Source organism: Streptomyces canus, from assembly GCF_041435015.1.
In the GTDB taxonomy this organism is placed as follows: domain Bacteria; phylum Actinomycetota; class Actinomycetes; order Streptomycetales; family Streptomycetaceae; genus Streptomyces; species Streptomyces canus_G.
The window spans coordinates 4,888,901-4,906,502 of record NZ_CP107989.1 but is presented as its reverse complement, the minus strand read 5'-3'; the positions used below and the strand labels follow the sequence as shown (position 1 = coordinate 4,906,502).

The 17,602-nt window shown below is 68.8% G+C and carries 16 protein-coding genes, 1 tRNA gene and 1 pseudogene; 8 read left to right on the top strand and 10 right to left on the bottom strand.

Annotation, left to right across the window (positions count from 1 at the left end; all coding sequences use genetic code 11):
- Positions 1-34 precede the first annotated feature (34 nt).
- The 7 genes and pseudogenes from OG841_RS22230 to OG841_RS22200 all read right to left on the bottom strand — a co-directional run bounded on the left by OG841_RS22230 (position 35) and on the right by OG841_RS22200 (position 5,311).
- Positions 35-1,171, bottom strand: a complete 1,137-nt coding sequence (locus OG841_RS22230; RefSeq protein WP_328639906.1) for an acyltransferase family protein — start codon at positions 1,169-1,171, stop codon at positions 35-37.
- Between the two features lie 18 nt (positions 1,172-1,189).
- A complete protein-coding gene (locus tag OG841_RS22225; protein WP_365121552.1) occupies positions 1,190-1,993 on the bottom strand; it encodes a class I SAM-dependent methyltransferase in 804 nt (267 codons plus the stop codon).
- A 119-nt stretch (positions 1,994-2,112) separates the two neighbouring features.
- Positions 2,113-3,069 carry a transporter gene (locus OG841_RS22220; RefSeq protein WP_328639908.1) on the bottom strand — a complete coding sequence of 319 codons (957 nt, stop codon included), beginning with the start codon at positions 3,067-3,069 and terminating at the stop codon, positions 2,113-2,115.
- On the bottom strand, positions 3,066-3,977 hold the full coding sequence (locus tag OG841_RS22215) for an ATP-binding cassette domain-containing protein (protein WP_328639909.1): 912 nt from the start codon (positions 3,975-3,977) through the stop codon (positions 3,066-3,068). Before OG841_RS22215 ends, OG841_RS22220 begins: the two co-directional genes overlap by 4 nt.
- On the bottom strand, positions 3,974-4,405 hold the full coding sequence (locus OG841_RS22210) for a GntR family transcriptional regulator (protein WP_328639910.1): 432 nt from the start codon (positions 4,403-4,405) through the stop codon (positions 3,974-3,976). The genes OG841_RS22215 and OG841_RS22210 overlap by 4 nt, the downstream gene beginning before the upstream one ends.
- Before the next feature lie 328 nt (positions 4,406-4,733).
- Positions 4,734-5,160 (bottom strand): annotated as a pseudogene (locus OG841_RS22205) (IS5/IS1182 family transposase); the annotation flags it as partial.
- 77 nt (positions 5,161-5,237) lie between these two features.
- Positions 5,238-5,311 (bottom strand) — tRNA-Gly (locus OG841_RS22200).
- A gap of 499 nt (positions 5,312-5,810) precedes the next feature.
- Between OG841_RS22200 and dcd the strand changes: the two genes are divergently transcribed.
- The 4 genes from dcd (at position 5,811) to OG841_RS22180 (ending at position 8,189) form a co-directional block, all read left to right on the top strand.
- Positions 5,811-6,386 (top strand): dCTP deaminase, encoded by a 576-nt coding sequence (dcd, locus tag OG841_RS22195; RefSeq protein WP_037735257.1) that lies wholly within the window; start codon positions 5,811-5,813, stop codon positions 6,384-6,386.
- Entirely contained in the window at positions 6,383-6,892 is a 510-nt protein-coding gene (locus OG841_RS22190) for a phosphoribosyltransferase (protein ID WP_328639911.1), read from the top strand. Before dcd ends, OG841_RS22190 begins: the two co-directional genes overlap by 4 nt.
- Before the next feature lie 291 nt (positions 6,893-7,183).
- The gene (locus OG841_RS22185) at positions 7,184-7,429 is read left to right on the top strand and encodes a hypothetical protein (protein WP_328639912.1); all 246 of its coding nucleotides are present in this window, start codon (positions 7,184-7,186) and stop codon (positions 7,427-7,429) included.
- On the top strand, positions 7,419-8,189 hold the full coding sequence (locus tag OG841_RS22180; RefSeq protein ID WP_328639913.1) for a DUF2637 domain-containing protein: 771 nt from the start codon (positions 7,419-7,421) through the stop codon (positions 8,187-8,189). The genes OG841_RS22185 and OG841_RS22180 overlap by 11 nt, the downstream gene beginning before the upstream one ends.
- Before the next feature lie 267 nt (positions 8,190-8,456).
- On the opposite strand, the gene OG841_RS22175 is transcribed toward OG841_RS22180, so the two are convergent.
- Together OG841_RS22175 and OG841_RS22170 are read right to left on the bottom strand one after the other, a co-directional pair.
- The gene (locus tag OG841_RS22175; protein ID WP_371566642.1) at positions 8,457-9,419 is read right to left on the bottom strand and encodes a Yip1 family protein; all 963 of its coding nucleotides are present in this window, start codon (positions 9,417-9,419) and stop codon (positions 8,457-8,459) included.
- Between the two features lie 70 nt (positions 9,420-9,489).
- Complete coding sequence (locus OG841_RS22170) at positions 9,490-10,788, bottom strand: FG-GAP repeat domain-containing protein (protein WP_371566640.1); 1,299 nt, start codon at positions 10,786-10,788, stop codon at positions 9,490-9,492.
- A gap of 144 nt (positions 10,789-10,932) precedes the next feature.
- Here OG841_RS22170 and OG841_RS22165 point away from each other — a divergent pair, with 144 nt between their 5' ends.
- A complete protein-coding gene (locus OG841_RS22165; protein WP_371570785.1) occupies positions 10,933-11,424 on the top strand; it encodes a nucleotidyltransferase domain-containing protein in 492 nt (163 codons plus the stop codon).
- Positions 11,425-11,496: 72 nt separating this feature from the next.
- Here OG841_RS22165 and OG841_RS22160 read toward each other — a convergent pair whose 3' ends face one another.
- Positions 11,497-13,779 carry a (Fe-S)-binding protein gene (locus OG841_RS22160; protein ID WP_328639916.1) on the bottom strand — a complete coding sequence of 761 codons (2,283 nt, stop codon included), beginning with the start codon at positions 13,777-13,779 and terminating at the stop codon, positions 11,497-11,499.
- Positions 13,780-13,974: 195 nt separating this feature from the next.
- Here OG841_RS22160 and OG841_RS22155 point away from each other — a divergent pair, with 195 nt between their 5' ends.
- The 3 genes from OG841_RS22155 (at position 13,975) to grpE (ending at position 17,592) form a co-directional block, all read left to right on the top strand.
- Positions 13,975-15,006: an MraY family glycosyltransferase gene (locus tag OG841_RS22155; protein ID WP_328639917.1), complete on the top strand. Its 1,032-nt coding sequence runs from the start codon at positions 13,975-13,977 to the stop codon at positions 15,004-15,006.
- A gap of 94 nt (positions 15,007-15,100) precedes the next feature.
- A complete protein-coding gene (dnaK, locus tag OG841_RS22150) occupies positions 15,101-16,948 on the top strand; it encodes a molecular chaperone DnaK (protein WP_057608851.1) in 1,848 nt (615 codons plus the stop codon).
- Positions 16,945-17,592 carry a nucleotide exchange factor GrpE gene (gene grpE, locus OG841_RS22145; RefSeq protein ID WP_059209014.1) on the top strand — a complete coding sequence of 216 codons (648 nt, stop codon included), beginning with the start codon at positions 16,945-16,947 and terminating at the stop codon, positions 17,590-17,592. Before dnaK ends, grpE begins: the two co-directional genes overlap by 4 nt.
- The last annotated feature ends 10 nt before the right edge of the window (positions 17,593-17,602 follow it).

The window sequence follows — 17,602 nt, the reverse complement described above, 5'->3', positions numbered from 1 at the left end:
GGTTCGTGGTGATTCCGAGTGGGTTCGCCTCGCGCTATCGCGCGCGGGTGAGAGCCGGCTTCGCGGCGAGGTCCCGCATGTGCACGTCCAGCGTCAGCCGATGCCTCAGAAGGCGTCCGAGCGGACGCTCCACCAGGGTGTGGACAAGCAGCGACAGCCCCAGCATGCAGATGACGGACACCGCCATCGAGGGCAGTGGCCCCAGCCCCGGGAATGCGCGGACCAAGCCCTTGGCCAGGGGAATTCCGAGGCTCTGGTGGACGAGGTAGAAGGGGTAGGTGAGCGCCCCGGCGGTGACCAGCCAACGCCGTCGCAGCCCGGCGAGCGGGCCGATCCCGGCAAGGGCCAGCAGCCCGAGGCAGAGGGTGAGTACGGTCGCGCAGACGGCCCAGGAGGGCGGGCGCTCGCCAGGGGGAACGGCGGCGTGGTCGGCCACCCGCAGGTGGAGCACGGTGAGTTGGTAGCACCAGGCGAAACCGAGCAGCAGCCAGAGCAGGAGGTTCTGTTCGAACCTGTGCATGACGTAGAGCACGATCCCGGCGACGAACAGGCCGGTGTAGCGGGGCAGTACGAACTCGTCGAGCAGTGGTGAGTGGAGTTCAAGGGCGATGACGGCGGCCAGGAGCCAGGCTCCGCAGAAGGCCACCACGCGCCGGTAGGACAGTCCGAAGACGAGCAGCGCGGCCATCAGCAGGTAGAAGCGCGCCTCCACCCAGAGGGTCCAGCTGACTCCGTCGACCAGATCGAGCCCCAGCGGCCCCGGAGCCATCGTCAGGTTCCCCAGGACGGTACGGGGGTCGACGCGCGTGGCGGCGGGCCGATGGCCCAGTCGCGAGACCAGGACGAGCAGGACGACCAGGAGCACCGCGCACCAGTAGGCCGGGAAGAGCCGTGAGATCCGGGAGACCGTGAACTGTGCGGGAGTCCGCCCCCAGCAGCTCATGCAGATGACGAATCCGCTGATGAGGAAGAAGAACTCGACGCCGAGCCAGCCGTAGCGGCTGATCTCGTGCAGGAACGGGGCGACGTCCCGGAGCTCGGTCTTTCCCCAGAAGCGCGGGGTGGGGGTCCCGAGGAAGTGGTACGCGGCCACCATCACCGCTGCCACCAGGCGGAGTCCGTCTATCGCGGCCAGGCGCTTCTGCCCGCTGCGAGGTTCAGAGGACGGCATGTCGGAAGCGGGGCCGTCTCACGCGGTCGGCAGGGGCGAGCGGCTGACACGAATCTTCGACTGGCCGTGCGGGCGCTTCTCCCAGTCCTCCATGAACCGCGCGTGCAGACCGTGCCGCTGTGCCAGGGCCAGGAGGGTCTCGGTGCGGTAGTAGAAGTCCTCGCGCAGCACCTGGTGTTCGGTGCCCTCGGTCCGGTCGAAGGTGAAGTCGAAGAACCCTGTGTCGGTGAGCACGCGGCCGACGTGCGCAAGACATTCGTCGATGACGTGCAGTGGGGAGTGGGAGAAGACGCTGTGCGCGTGGATGACGTCGAAGTGGTCGTCCGGCAGGAAGTCCAGGGTGAGGTCGCCGGTGAGGGTGAGGTGCGGCAACTTGTCCTGGAGATCGCGCTCGGCGAGGGTCTCTTTGGCGGCGATCAGGATGTCGGGCGAGATGTCGATGCCGTAGTAGTTGCCGGTGTCGAGATGGCTGATGAAGCGCCAGCCGCCGCGCAGGTTGCCGCAGCCGATGTCGAGCATGTCGTGTTCGGGGCGGAGCCCGTGTTCGACGAGGTAGTCGAATTGCATCTGTCCGAGCGCCAGCCAGCGGTCGTGGGTCTGACTGCCGACCGCGGACTCCGGGTTGCGGCGGGTGTCCGAGGCCATCACGGCGCGGTAGTAGCCGACGTGGTCGGGGTGCTTGAGCCGCAGCCACGCGTCCCGGCCGGCCCGCCGGAGATACGGGACGACGCGGCCGGGGTGGCGCAGGGCGTAGCCGGTCTTGTGGGCGAGGGCGGCGCGGTTGTTGCGCAGTTTCTTCGGCGACTTGGCGTCGGCGGGCATGGCGAAGCGACCTCCGTGCAGAAAGGGGGAAATCCTTGTGAAAGGCGGAATTCCGGTGAGGGGTGAAGGCGAAGGAGATGAAGTGGCGAGGCGGCTACGGCGCGATGCGGTCGCCGCGGTCAGACGCGGCGACGCAGGAGCAGCATGGTGACGACCGTGAGCAGGACGGCGAGGCCGCCGAAGACGGCGGTGTCGGTCCACTGGAAGGTCCAGTAGTCACCGGTTGGGCTGGCCTCGTAGAAGCGGGCGACGTACCCGTGCGCCGTCATGCACTCCTTGAGCTGGGAGCCTGACGGGAAGGGACAGTTCATTACGTCGTCATGGCGGCCGGAGGCGGTGATGAGGCCGTAGTCGCCGGTCGACCATTTCTCGCCCATCGGCGGTTTGGGGGTGGTGCCGGCGCTGACGTAGGTGTGTGGCGGGACCAGCAGGCGGGTCCGGTGCGTCCACTCCAGCAGCAGCGTCGTCACCCCGGTCACCAGAAGGGTGAGACCCATCGCCTCGAGGACTCTGCGGGTCAGCAGGCCGAGCAGGGTGCCGGCCGCCAGGCCGAACAGGGCGGCCGCGACGACGCGGGGGCCAGAGCCGCTGAGGGCCGTGATGTCGTACCAGAAGAGGCCGTAGCTACGGTCGGCTGCCGGTCGCCACCACCATGCGAACACGCCCGCCAGCAGGCCGGAGAGTGCGGTCGTGATTGCCGCGGCCAGGGCGAACCGGGAGGCGAACCACTGGCTGCGGCTCACGCCCTGGGCGAGGACCACGCGGTGCGTGCCCAGTTCCCGGTCGCGGCCCAGCAGCGGGGCGCCCCAGAAGACGCCGATGGCGACGGGGAGGGCGATGTTCAGCGCGCCGAGGTACTTCAGCGGTTCGACGTCCAGCAGCAGGGGCAGGCCGGTGTCGGACCGGGTGCAGTACAGCGGGCCGGTGGCGCAGTGGTCGAACAGCCCGCTGTGCAGGGCGTCCAGCATGCCAGAGCGGTAGTACGCGGCGATCGCCGCGGTGACGACCAGGGCGGCCGCGCCGATGCCGGCCGGCACGCGCTGCTGGCGCCAGGCGAGCCAGAGAGAGCCCTTCACGCCGCCGCCTCCGTCCGCTCGCCCGGGGTGGGGTGCCCCGCCTCACCGGGTTGGAGGTAGCCGATCAGGATGTCCTCCAGCCTGGGCCGCTCGACGTGCCAGTCGCCGCGCAGCGGCCCGCGCTGACGTATCAGGGCGGTGAGCTGTCTGCCCGCGGTACGGCGCTGTATGACGGTGTGCTGTCCGGTCAGGGCGTCGGCTCGGTCGGCGGGTCCGGTCAGTACCGCGTGGCTCTCGCGCAGTGACTCGGCTTCCTCGCTCAGCTCGACGCCGCCGTCGCGCAGCACCAGCACCCAGTCGCAGGTCTCCTCCAGTTCGGGCAGGACGTGCGAGGACAGCACGATGCTCATACCGTGCTCGGCGGCCGCGGCCATGAGTTCCGCCATGATCTCGCCTCGTGCCACGGGGTCGAGGTCGGCCAACGGCTCGTCGAGAAGCAGGAGTTCGGGCCGTTTGCCCAGTGCCAGGGCGAGTGCGACGCGAGTGCGCCGCCCGGGGGACAGGTCGCCGACGCGGGCGTGGAGCGGGATGTCGCCCTCGCGGACGATCCGCTCGGCGGCCGTCCGGTCCCACGAGGAGTTCAGCTTCTCGCCCATCAGCAGGGTGTCCGCCACGGTGAAACGGGGGTAGAGCGGCTTGTCCTGGGTGAGCAGGGCGACCCGGGCGCGGGCCTCGGCCGTGCCGGGTACGGCGCCCAGCACCCGCAGCTCCCCGGAGCCGGCCCGCAAGAGGCCGCCGGCCAGGTGCAGCAAGGTGCTCTTGCCGGCGCCGTTGCGGCCGACGAGGGCGGCCACACGACCGCCGGGCAGGGTGAACTCGCAGTCCCGCAGGGCCCAGCCGCCCCGCTCCCGGTACCGGAATCCGAGTCCCGTGGCGCGCAGTGCGGCCGGCGCTTGAGGCCCGGTCATGCGTCCTCCTTCTTCCGTTCCCGGTCGCCCGGGGTGAGGCTGTCGTGCTCGTTGTCGTAGGTGTCCAGGACGGTTGTGACGAGAGCGAGGACATCGGCTCGCTCCAGGCCTGCGGCCCGCGCACGTGCCACCCAGTCGGCGACCTCCCCGCGCAGCGGCGAATCGTCCTCCGCTCCGGGCCTGGCGAGCGACCGTGTCACGAACGTCCCGAGGCCGCGGCGCAGTTCGACCAGCCCGGCCTGCTCCATGTCGCGGTAGGCCCGCAGCACGGTGTTGGGGTTGATGGCGGTCGCCGCCACCACCTCCTTGGCCGTCGGCAGCTTGTCACCGACCTTCAACAGGCCCATCCGGAGCGCCCGTTCGGTCTGCTCGACGATCTGCACATAGGCCGGTACGCCGTTGCCACGGTCGATCCGGTACTCGATCACGTCGCCTTCCTCGGTCCCACCATGCTTGTATTAATGAATTAATGGAAGCATGATGGATGTCCGATGGCGATGTCAAACACCGGTGGATCACTGGGACCCCTGCCGGGCCGGGAGTGCGGCCAGGGCCCACAGTTCTTTTCAGGCGCCGTTCAGCTTGGGTGTCGTCGGCTGGATGGTCTCCGGATGTACCGACGCCTCAGTGCCGGCGGAGGAGTTGCCCAAGGAACGCGGTAGGGGATACCTGCTGCCGCGTGGCGGGGTCCTGCGCTACGGGGCTGCCACCACCTGACGCCGACGACTCTCGCCGGCGCGAACCCTGCGGTGGCAGATGAGACTGCTGGCGATGCCGACGAAGGTGCCAGGACATCGTGCGCTCTACCACCAGCGGTATCGGCCCGGACGCCCGGAGGGCTCGATACCGCGGCGGGCAATGCGAGGCACGATTTGCCGTCGCCGCAGCCAGTTGCGCAGATGGTCGAAGGCGTAGCCCTTGTCCTTGTGCAGCTTGGCCGGGCGGCGGCGCCGGGGCCCATGGCGGGCGTGGATCGGCGGGGCGCCCTGCATCAGCGGGATCAGCCCCTGACTGTCGTGCAGGTTGGTCAAGGGCCCCCTTTGACCGCACGGACACTGGCCGAGTCGATCGCACAGCGCGACCAGTCCAGCGCGCCGTCGGCGCCGAGTTGGTCGAGAACCATGCGGTGCAGCGTGGCCCACACCCGAGCGGTGGACCAGCCGGTGAAGCGGCGGTGGGCCGTCTGTCGCACCTCCGCCGGCGCCTCAAATTGGTCTGGACAACAAACAAACCCCAGGCCATTGACCTGGGGTTTCATCATGGAGCGGGTGACGAGAATCGAACTCGCACTCTCAGCTTGGGAAGCTGATGTTCTACCACTAAACTACACCCGCGCGTGACGCCGAACGGACCGGTGTCGGAACGCATCGCCACTTTACCTCATCCCTGGCCCCCGGTGCTGAAGCCGTGGGGCCCGCGTGCGTCGGTGGGGTGGGACAGGGCTGCGGGCAGCGGGAGTTGGGGCGTACGGTGGAGAGGTGGAAGAGGGTCCGGGCGGGACCGGAGTGCCGCCTGGAGGGCCTTTCCATTCATCCCGTAATGTGGCATTTGTCGTCAGGTGAGCAGTAGCCCGACGCGGCTCTTGGGGAAGGGACTCTTGGACTTGATGGAGCGCACCGTCGTCCGTTGTGCCGATGGGCACGTGTTCAGCACCGCTTCGTTCCCGATGCAGCAGGCCGAGCGACTCGGTCCCGGACGGCTCGTCCGCTGTCCTCGCTGTGCGCGGCTTCGGAGCGTCATTCCGGTGACCTTGGAGAAGCACTGAAAGATCGGTACCAGGCGCGCGGTCCGTCCGATGGTGGTCGGTCCGCGCGCCTTGCGTATCCTCGGGGCGTGCTTCTCTCAGACAAGGACATCCGGGCCGAGATCGACGCCGGGCGGGTACGGATCGATCCCTACGACGAATCCATGGTGCAGCCGTCCAGCGTCGACGTGCGCCTCGATCGCTTCTTCCGGGTGTTCGAGAACCACCGCTACCCCCACATCGACCCCTCCGTCGAGCAGGCGGACCTGACGCGGCTCGTGGAGCCGGAGGGCGACGAGCCGTTCATCCTGCACCCCGGCGAGTTCGTCCTCGCCTCCACCTACGAGGTCATCACGCTTCCCGACGATCTCGCGTCCCGGCTCGAGGGCAAGTCCTCCCTCGGCCGGCTCGGACTCGTCACCCACTCCACGGCCGGCTTCATCGACCCCGGCTTCAGCGGACACGTGACCCTCGAACTCTCCAATCTGGCCACGCTCCCCATCAAGCTCTGGCCGGGCATGAAGATCGGCCAGCTGTGCATGTTCCGGCTCTCCTCGCCGGCCGAGTTCCCCTACGGCAGTGAGCGCTACGGCTCCCGCTACCAGGGCCAGCGCGGCCCCACCGCCTCCCGCTCCTTCCTCAACTTCCACCGGACCCAGGTATGAGCGCCATACGGGAGAACCTGACCTACGAGGCGTTCGGCACCGCCGTCCGTGAGCTCGCGCAGACCATCGCCGACGACGGCTACGAGCCCGACGTCGTACTCTCGATCGCCCGCGGCGGAGTCTTCGTCGCCGGCGGCCTCGCGTACGCCCTCGACTGCAAGAACATCCACCTGGTGAACGTCGAGTTCTACACCGGCGTGGGGACCACCCTGGAGATGCCGGTCATGCTGGCCCCCGTCCCCAACACCATCGACTTCTCCGACAAGAAGGTCCTCATCACCGACGACGTCGCCGACACCGGCAAGACGCTGAAACTGGTGCGCGACTTCTGCCTCGACGCCGTCGCCGAGGTCCGCTCGGCGGTCATCTACGAGAAGTCCCAGTCCTTGGTGAAGTGCGAGTACGTCTGGAAGCGCACGGACGACTGGATCAACTTTCCGTGGAGCGTCTTGCCTGTGGTGCGTAGGTCGGGCGAGCCGCTCACGCCCTCGAAGGAAGCGCTCTGACCCGGTGAGTCCTCAGGTACCACCGCTCGCAGCCAGGACTACTCATCCAGTTACACCGGCGGCGAATCCTATTTACTCCTGAATGGCGTCGAGAAGAATAATTAATCGACCAATAGGCTGCAGAGTTAGATGTGTAGCATAATTGATTGAGAACCCGTTTCTCAGGTTTTCTGCCTTCGAGCTCACTCTTTTGCCGCGCGCCCTGGGGGAGGGGAGCCGCGTTATCAAGCTATGACGACATCAAGGACCCAAGGCCTGCCTCGGCGCACCACGAGGACGGATAATATTTCTGTGGTCCGCGATCTGACAGTGGGGAAGTACACTTTCCAGCCTGGTGCGGAGTACGCGGCGCTGAAGGTGCAGGGCGCGGTGGCCGGGGATGACGTGCAGTTCGAGCGTCAGGTGACCGAGCCATTGCTTCGCGAGTTCCTCGCCCTGCTGGAGGAAGTCCAGGAGGAACTCAATTCACGATGGAACGGTCAGGAGAACTCCGGCCGTCGCGGACAGCTTGACGGGTCGCATTTTCGTGAATCATGACTATGCCGATCCTGCCTTTGCGCAGCGTGACTACTACTCCGACGCGTACTCCTACGGGCCGGATACTGGCTGGAACGGCGGACATGCCGAGAGCGTCCACTCAGGAGTTCCCCTGACCGCACCCGCCGGAGGCTGGGACCCGGTCGAGGAACTTGCCTATCTCCTGCAGGAGGCTGTTCCGGCGGAGCAGACGCCCAGGATCCCGCAACCTCGCAGCGAGCCCGCATCCGGCGACGCCTTCACCGATCCGCTGGAGAACCTGGCGCAGATCACCGCTCAACTGCCGCCCATCCGACGCTCCTCTTCCGGGCACCGGAAGCTCAACGTCCGCAAAACCCGGCTCAAGTGGTTGCAGACCGGCAGTTTCTTCATCGTCGCGCTCGTTGCCGTCATCGTGGCGATGGTCAGCGTCTTCGGCGGCATGGTGGCCTACAGGCCTCTGCAGAACATCACCACCGGGACGGGAGGCGTCATGGCTCCGTCGTGGCCTCTTCTCGTCTATGGCCCCTGGATGGTGGCCTCTCTCTCCATTCTCCGGACTGCTCTGCATCAGCGCCGGGCTGTGCACTCGTGGTTCATCGTTCTGCTGTTCTCCTCCGTCGCGATAATGCTGTGCGTGGCTCAGGCGGACAGAACCGTCACCGGTATCGCCGGAGCATGCCTGCCGGCCCTGGCCTCCCTCGCCTGCTTCCAGCAACTCGTCCGGCAAATCACGCTGACTCTGCCACCGCGACAGGGCACGCGGCGCCACCGCCGGTAATCGCTGCTGTTCGCGCTCGTTGTGTCAGCCGCTTGTGTCAGACGCCGCGCGGCACCCTGACATGAGTGTCGGGGGTGGTGACGTGACGGGGAGCGGCCCGCTCCAGGGCGGCTGACGGTGCAGGAAAGCCGTGTCCGGGCGATCTTCAGAGACCGCCGCCCCGGACATCCCTCGCCAGGCCATCCTCGACGCCCGAGTGGTCGTAGGGCAGAGCGAAGGGCTTCCGCGAGAAGCGGAAGCCCTTCGTCGTCGCGGAGGCGGTCAAACCTAGAGCGTGCCCAGCTTCACGATCGACAGCAGCGCGACCAGCTGGATCGCGGAGGCGCCGAGCGCCTTCGACCAGGGCAGGTCGTGGGACCTGGACACCATCAGGGTGAGCAGGGCGCCGGCCGCCACCCAGGTCGCCCAGCCCAGGAGCTGGACGAAGGACGCGTCGCCGCCGAAGAACATGGCCACGATCAGGCGGGGAGCGTCGGTCAGGGACATGATCAGCATGGAGAGGCCGACCGTGGGCTGCCACGCGCCGTCGCCGCCCAGCTGGCGGGCCAGGGCGTGGGTGACGACGCCCAGGACGAAGGCCAACAGGACCATGGCGACGGCCGTGGTCAGGACGATCGGGATCGCGTTCGACAGGGTGGCGTTGATCGCGTCCTCTCGGGCGCCCTCGAAGCCGAACACCGCGAGCAGGCCGTAGAGGAAGGTCACGACGAGGGCCGGGCCCCACATCGTGTAGTCCCGCATCTGGAGGAAGGTCTGCCTGGGGGAGAGCAGGATCCCCTTCAGGAGCTCCTTCCAGTGCAGGCGGGGGCCCGCCGGGGCCGCCGGGGCCGAGCCCGCGCGGTAGGTGCCACCCTGGTTGTAGGGGTCCTCGTCGACCGAGAACGCCTGGGTGTGGCCCGGGTTGTTGGCCGCGTACGGGTCATGGCCGCCCTGCGGGCGCGGGGCACCACCGGCACCGGCGCCGTCGCCGAAGTACTCCGGCTCGTCGTAACCCCCGCCGCCCTGGGTCCACTGACCCGGGTGGGGCTGCGGCGCGGGGGGATAGCCGTACGGCTGTCCCTGGGGCGCCTGCTGCCCGTACGGAGGTTGTTGCGGTCGCGCGTGAGGAGCGCCGTTGTCCCGGCCGCGTCCGATCCTGAATCCAGCCACGTCTTCGAACGTACCTGGTCCCGGGGAGCGGCGTGCGCGGCCCGGCGTTTCGGGGACGGCTTTGCTGCCGAGCTGTGACATCCCTTAAGGGAGTTCTCATCCGTCCCCTACGGGGATCCCGCACCCGGCGCGGTGTCGCCCCCGGGTGAGGTCAGCGGCTGAGGAACGCGGACGTGGAGAAGGTGACGGCCGGCTCCGCGCTCACGAGCCCCTTCTTCGCGCCGGGGAAGACGGCGACGGTGTCCTTCGTCTCGCTCCGGTACGTCCGTACCGCCAGGTCCGCCCGGCCGTCGCCGTCGAAGTCGCCGACCGCGAGGACCCGGCTGGTGCCGGTGGCGGGAGGTTCGACGGTGGTCGTCGTCCGGGGGGACAGCCCTGTCGCACGGCCCTGGAAGATGCGCAGGCGCGAGCCGCTGGAGACCAGTTCGCTCAGGCCGTCGCCGTCGAAGTCGGCGGCGTCCAGGACCGAGCCGGGGGAGGCCAGGGAGCCGTTCGCCGCGGTCGGGAGGTCGTAGCGCAGTGACGTTCCGCCCATGGCGCCGATCGCCGCGTCGAGGGCCTTGCCGCGGCCGAAGGAGCCGAGGGCCACGTCGATGCCGGACGGCAGCACGGCTCCGGTGCGGGTCGGGCCCGCCGGACCGCCGAGGACCACGGCGGAGGGGCCGGTGCCCTGTGTCGTACGGACGATCAGGTCGTCGTAGCCGTCGCGGTCGACGTCGGCGGCCGGGCCCGTGGGGACCTCGCCGGGCGACCTGATCGGGGCGCCCGCCCTGCTCGGCTTGCCCGTGCGGGTGAACGGGCCGCGCAGGTAGGTGAGATGGCCGCCGGTGGCGTGCAGGACCAGGTCCTTCGCGCCGTCACCGTCGAAGTCGCCGCAGACCGGCTGGTCGGGCCAGTCGTTGCCGACGCGGGCGGCGGGCGGGACGGTGAGGTGAACGGCCTTGCCCGCCAGGCCGGTCGGGGAGCCGAAGAGGATCTGGAGCGGGACCGGGGGCCGGCCCTGGCCGTCGTAGGGCGGGTCGGTGGAGACGACGAGGTCCGTGAAGCCGTCCTTGTCCAGGTCGCAGGTGGCCTCCGCGTCGAACAGGGCGGGGAGTTGGCCGTCGGTGGCCGCGCCCTGTCTGCTCGGGGTGATCAACTGCCGTGCGCCCGGGACCAGTCCGCGCTCGCTGCCGTAGACGATGCCGATGCCGGCGTCGTCGGCGTGGGCTTGTGCCTTGACCAGGTCGCCCAGGACGAGGTCGCGGTGGCCGTCGCCGTTGAAGTCGTCCGGGGTCCTGCTGCCCTTCCCCTTCGGCACCGGGAGCCGGGCCGGGGCGTCGGCGATCCGTACGGGGGTGCGGTCCGCCGAGCCGGTGTGCTGGGTGGGGCCGCAGGCGGCGAGGAGAAGGGCGGCGGCGAGGGCGGCGAGCGCGGTGATCAAAGTGCCGCCGGGGGGCGTCGTACCCATCACGTCTCTCCGCACGCGCACCGTTCACCTCGTCAGCATCATTGACAACGACCCCGGCAATGATGCACTTGTTCGACATACGGCGACAGCCCTGGGTGCGCCATCGTGCGGTGCTGCGAGGTGGTGCGGGTGGGAAGGCAAGTGGTGGACGCGGAGGCCGTGTTGTATGTCCTGGACCTGTTGCGGCGGGCCGGCACGGAGGTCTGGGTCGGTGGCGGCTGGGGGATCGACGCGCTGGTCGGCAGGCAGTCCAGGGCCCACCGCGACCTGGATCTGATGCACCGGCAGGAGCAGGAGCATGCCGTCGTGGCGGCGCTGGCCGCCGCGGGGTTCGTGGAGAGCCTGGACCGGCGGCCGGTCCGGTTCGTGGTCACCGCCCCCGACGGGCGGGAGATCGATCTGCATCCGCTGGTCTTCGCCGAGGACGGCTCCGCCGTGCAGGCGTCCGGGGAGCCGGAGCGGCCCTTCGTGTACCCGGCCTCCTGCTTCGTGACCGGGACCGTCGCCGGGACGGCCGTCCCGTGTCTGTCCGCCGAGCAGCAGGTCTCCTTCCACCAGGGGTACGAGCCGACGGAGCGCGACCGGCACGACATGGCCCTGCTGCGTCGCACCTTCGGGATCGCCACCCACTTCTGAGCGGAGCGGGGAAAGACGCGGCGCCCCCGGGCCCGAGGGACCCGAGGGCGCCGAACAGCACCGTGGTGACCGCTACTTCACCGGCTCCGGCTCCGGAGCGCTCTCCGGCTCCGCCGAGTCCTGCGGGTCGCCCGGGGTCTTGACGGACTCCAGCAGCAGCTGGGCGACGTCGACGACCTGGATCGACTCCTTCGCCTTGCCGTCGTTCTTCTTGCCGTTGACCGAGTCGGTCAGCATGACCAGGCAGAACGGGCAAGCGGTCGAGACGATGTCCGGGTTCAGCGACAGGGCTTCGTCGACACGCTCGTTGTTGATGCGCTTGCCGATCCGCTCCTCCATCCACATCCGCGCGCCACCGGCGCCACAGCAGAAGCCGCGCTCCTTGTGGCGGTGCATCTCCTCGTTCCGCAGGCCCGGGACGTTGGCGATGATCTCGCGCGGCGGTGTGTAGATCTTGTTGTGGCGGCCCAGGTAGCAGGGGTCGTGGTAGGTGATGATGCCCTCGACCGGCGTGACCGGGACCAGCTTGCCCTCGTCCACCAGGTGCTGGAGCAGCTGGGTGTGGTGGATGACCTCGTAGTCGCCGCCGAGCTGCGGGTACTCGTTGCCGATCGTGTTGAGGCAGTGCGGGCAGGTCGCGACGATCTTCTTGGCCGACTTGGGCTTGGCGGACTCCGGGACCACCTTGCCGTCGTCGTCGAGCTCCTCGCCGAACGCCATGTTCAGTGCCATGACGTTCTCCATGCCGAGCTCCTGGAACAGGGGCTCGTTGCCGAGGCGGCGGGCGGAGTCACCGGTGCACTTCTCGTCGCCGCCCATGATCGCGAACTTGACGCCCGCGATGTGCAGGAGCTCGGCGAAGGCCTTCGTGGTCTTCTTGGCGCGGTCCTCCAGGGCACCGGCGCAGCCGACCCAGTACAGGTACTCGACCTCGGTGAGGTCCTCGATGTCCTGGCCGACGACCGGGACCTCGAACTCGACCTCCTTGAGCCACTCCAGGCGCTGCTTCTTCGCCAGGCCCCAGGGGTTGCCCTTCTTCTCCAGGTTCTTGAGCATGGTGCCCGCCTCGGACGGGAACGCGCTCTCGATCATCACCTGGTAGCGGCGCATGTCGACGATGTGGTCGACGTGCTCGATGTCGACCGGGCACTGCTCCACACAGGCGCCGCAGGTGGTGCAGGACCACAGGACGTCCGGGTCGATGACGCCGTTCTCCTCGGCCGTGCCGATCAGCGGGCGCTCGGCCTCCGCGAGAGCGGACGCGGGCACACCGGCCAGCTGCTCCTCGGAGGCCTTCTCCTCGCCCTCCATGGACTTGCCGCCGCCGGCCAGCAGGTACGGGGCCTTGGCGTGCGCGTGGTCGCGCAGGGACATGATCAGGAGCTTGGGGGAGAGCGGCTTGCCGGTGTTCCACGCGGGGCACTGCGACTGGCAGCGGCCGCACTCGGTGCAGGTGGAGAAGTCCAGCAGGCCCTTCCAGGAGAACTGCTCGACCTGGGAGACGCCGAAGACGTCGTCGTCACCGGGGTCGGTGAAGTCGATCGGCTTGCCGCCACTCGTCATCGGCTGGAGGCCGCCGAGGGCCGTCTCGCCGGTCGCGTTGCGCTTGAACCAGATGTTCGGGAAGGCCAGGAAGCGGTGCCAGGCCACACCCATGTTGGTGTTGAGCGAGACGACGATCATCCACACGAAGGACGTGCCGATCTTGATCGTCGCGACGAGGTAGACGAGGTTCTGCAGCGCGGAGACGCTCAGGCCCTTGAAGGCCAGCACCAGCGGATACGAGGCGAAGTACCCGGCCTCGTAGCCCTCCACGTGGTGCAGCGCGCCCTCGAGGCCGCGCAGCACGTAGATGGCGAGGCCGATGGTGAGGATGACGTACTCGACGAAGTACGCCTGACCTGCCTTGGAGCCCGCGAAGCGGGACTTGCGGCCGGGGCGGGAGGGCAGGCTCAGCAGGCGGATCACGATGAGCGCGGCGATGCCGAGCACGGTCATGACACCGATGAACTCGATGTACATCTCGAACGGCAGGAACTCGCCGATCACCGGCAGCACCCAGTCGGCCTTGAAGAGCTGGCCGAACGCCTGCGCGAGGGTCGGCGGCAGCGTCAGGAAGCCGATCGCCACGAACCAGTGGGCGAAGCCGACGATGCCCCACCGGTTCATCCGGGTGTGGCCGAGGAACTCCTTCACCAGCGTCACACTGCGGGCGTAGGGGTTGTCGGTCCTGCTTCCGGCGGGCACGGGCTGGCCCAGCTTGAAGTACCGGACGAACTGGCCGATGGCGCGTGCGAGCAGGGCCACGCCGACCACGGTCAGGACCAGCGACACGATGATCGCGGCGAGTTGCATTTCGGGGCTCCTCGGGCCTGCGAGGGTTCTACGAGCGAGATTACTAAGCGGTAACTTATGCAGTCCGTCTGAGACTACCCCCATCTTCTGCCGCACTGTAGCCGGGCACGGGGTGATCTGAATCGCTGAGGGTTACCTTAAAACCCGATCGTGTTATTCGTGATGAATTGGTGCATACGCCGCTAATTTGGGCTTGTGCTCTATGGGATCCTCGCCGCCACCTCCGCCCTGCTCCTCGCAGCCGTGCTCGCCGCCGTGCTGCGGGTGCCCGCTCTGCGTCTCGGGATCGTCGACCGGCGATGGCGGCGACCCATGCCGCTGTCCGGCGGTGTGGCGGTGGTCGCCGCCACCTGCCTGGTCGCGGCGGTCGGGGACTGGAAGGGGGTCACACCCCTGGGGCCCGAGGTCGAGCGGCTGCTCGTCGCCGGGGCCGCCGTCGCCCTCCTCGGGCTCGTCGCCGACGTACGGCGGGTCAAGGCGCGGTTCCTCATGGGCGGTACGGCGGTGGCGGCGGTGTGTGTCGTGCCGTACGAGGAGACAGGGGTGGCCGCCGGGCTCCTCGCGGCCGGCTGGATCGTCTTCGTCGCCCTCGGGTTCAAGGCGCTGGACCACGCCGACGGGCTCGCCGGGACCGTCGGGGTCGTCACCGCCTTCGGGGCGGGGGCCTGTGCGGCGGCCGAGGTGATGGACGGAGTGGCCGTCCTGCTGAGCGTGCTGGCCGCCGCGCTGACCGGGTTCCTGATGCACAACTGGCATCCCGCGCGGGTGGGGTTCGGCGCGTGCGGGGCCCTGTTCACCGGGTTCGTGCTGGCGTCCGCGGCCGTGGTGACCCGCGCGGGGCAGGAACTCGGCTCCGGTGCGGGGGTGTTGTTCGCACTGAACGCGGTGGTGGCCGCCGACGTCGTACTCGTCGTTCTCGCCCGGGGGCTGTCCGGGCGGCCGCTGCTGCGTGCCGCCCCCGACCATCTCGCCCACCGGCTGCGGCGGCTGGGGCTCACTCCGCAGGGGGCGTCCGTCGTCCTGGGTGTCGCGGCCTTCGGTGGGGTACTCGTCGGGGCTCTCGTGCACCTCGGGTGGATGGCCGCGACCGGGGCCCTGTGGGTGGCCGGGGTCGCCCTGGTGGTCGTGCTCGTCCTGCTTCGCGTCAAGCCGAACGTGAAGTCCAACGCGGTGCCGCGCCGGGTATCGCCGCAGGTCACGACCCAGTTGCGTGTAAGGAACGGATAAGAGTTGAGCCCGCACGACTCAGGTCTGTTGACCGAGGCGGGGCGGTCGTGCACACTTGAGTCCGTTCCACTCAAGTCAGCTGGAGGAATCAACCATGGCACGTGCGGTCGGCATCGACCTGGGCACGACTAACTCCGTCGTCAGCGTTCTCGAAGGCGGCGAGCCCACCGTCATCACCAACGCCGAGGGTGCCAGGACCACGCCGTCCGTCGTCGCCTTCGCGAAGAACGGCGAAGTGCTGGTCGGCGAGGTGGCCAAGCGCCAGGCGGTCACCAACGTGGACCGGACCATCCGTTCGGTGAAGCGTCACATGGGCACCGACTGGAAGACGGAGCTGGACGGGAAGCCCTTCAACCCGCAGCAGATGTCCGCCTTCATCCTGCAGAAGCTGAAGCGGGACGCCGAGTCCTACCTGGGCGAGAAGGTGACCGACGCGGTCATCACCGTCCCGGCGTACTTCAACGACTCCGAGCGTCAGGCGACCAAGGAGGCCGGCGAGATCGCGGGTCTCAACGTCCTGCGTATCGTCAACGAGCCCACCGCGGCCGCGCTCGCGTACGGCCTCGACAAGGACGACCAGACGATCCTCGTCTTCGACCTCGGTGGCGGCACCTTCGACGTGTCCCTTCTCGAGATCGGCGACGGCGTCGTCGAGGTGAAGGCCACCAACGGTGACAACCACCTCGGTGGCGACGACTGGGACCAGCGCGTCGTCGACTACCTGGTGCAGCAGTTCAAATCCGGTCACGGCGTGGACCTGGCCAAGGACAAGATGGCCCTCCAGCGCCTCCGCGAGGCCGCCGAGAAGGCCAAGATCGAGCTGTCCAGCTCCACCGAGACCTCGATCAACCTGCCCTACATCACGGCCTCCGCCGAGGGCCCGCTGCACCTGGACGAGAAGCTCACCCGGGCTCAGTTCCAGCAGCTGACCGCGGACCTCCTGGAGCGCTGCAAGACCCCGTTCTTCAACGTCATGAAGGACGCCGGCGTCTCCATCAACGAGATCGACCACGTCGTCCTCGTCGGTGGCTCCACCCGTATGCCCGCCGTCGCCGAGCTCGTCAAGGAGCTCACCGGCGGCAAGGACGCCAACAAGGGCGTCAACCCGGACGAGGTCGTCGCCATCGGCGCCGCCCTCCAGGCCGGTGTCCTCAAGGGTGAGGTCAAGGACGTCCTGCTCCTCGACGTGACCCCGCTGTCCCTCGGCATCGAGACCAAGGGCGGCATCATGACCAAGCTCATCGAGCGGAACACGACGATCCCGACCAAGCGGTCCGAGATCTTCACCACCGCCGAGGACAACCAGCCCTCCGTGCAGATCCAGGTCTACCAGGGCGAGCGCGAGATCGCGGCGTACAACAAGAAGCTCGGGATGTTCGAGCTGACCGGTCTGCCGCCGGCCCCGCGCGGTGTCCCGCAGATCGAGGTCGCCTTCGACATCGACGCCAACGGCATCATGCACGTGACCGCGAAGGACCTGGGCACGGGCAAGGAGCAGAAGATGACCGTCACCGGCGGCTCCTCGCTGCCGAAGGACGAGGTCGACCGGATGCGCCAGGAGGCCGAGCAGTACGCGGAGGAGGACCACCGCCGCCGCGAGGCCGCCGAGTCCCGCAACCAGGGCGAGCAGCTCGTCTACCAGACGGAGAAGTTCCTCAAGGACAACGAGGACAAGGTCCCCGGCGAGGTCAAGACCGAGGTCGAGGCCGCCGTCGAGGAGCTGAAGGCCGCGCTCAAGGGCGAGGACACCGCGGAGATCCGCACCGCCACCGAGAAGGTCGCCGCGGTCTCCCAGAAGGTCGGCCAGGCCATGTACGCCGACGCCCAGGCCGCGCAGGGCGCGGGTGACGCCGACGACGCCGGGGCCTCGCAGGCCAAGGCGGACGACGACGTCGTGGACGCCGAGATCGTGGACGACGAGCGCAAGGACGGTGCCGCGTGACGGAGGAGACCCCGGGCTTCGACGAGAAGCCCGACGTCCCCTCCGGCGCCACCCCCGACGACGCCGAGCCGAAGGCCGCCCCCCAGGAAGGGGCGGCCCCGGCCGGGGACGCAAGTGCCCAGATCGCCGGCCTGACGGCCCAGTTGGACCAGGTGCGCAAGGCGCTCGAAGAGCGCACCGCGGACCTTCAGCGGCTCCAGGCCGAGTTCCAGAACTACCGCCGCCGTGTGGAGCGGGACCGGATCACGGTCAAGGAGATCGCCATCGCGAACCTCCTGACCGAGCTTCTTCCCGTGCTCGACGACATCGGCCGCGCGCGGGAACACGGTGAACTTCTCGGCGGGTTCAAGTCCGTCGCGGAGTCCCTGGAGACCGTCGCGGCGAAGATGGGCCTGCAGCAGTTCGGCAAGGAGGGCGAGCCCTTCGACCCGACGATCCACGAGGCCCTGATGCACTCGTATGCGCCCGACGTCACGGAGACGACGTGCGTGGCGATTCTGCAGCCTGGGTATCGCTTCGGCGAGCGCACCATCCGCCCCGCGCGGGTGGCCGTGGCCGAACCGCAGCCGGGCGCGCAGACGGTCAAGGCCGAGGACGGCTCCGAGGCCGGCGACGACAAGGACAACGGCCCTGAGGAGGGCTGAGGTCGAAGAG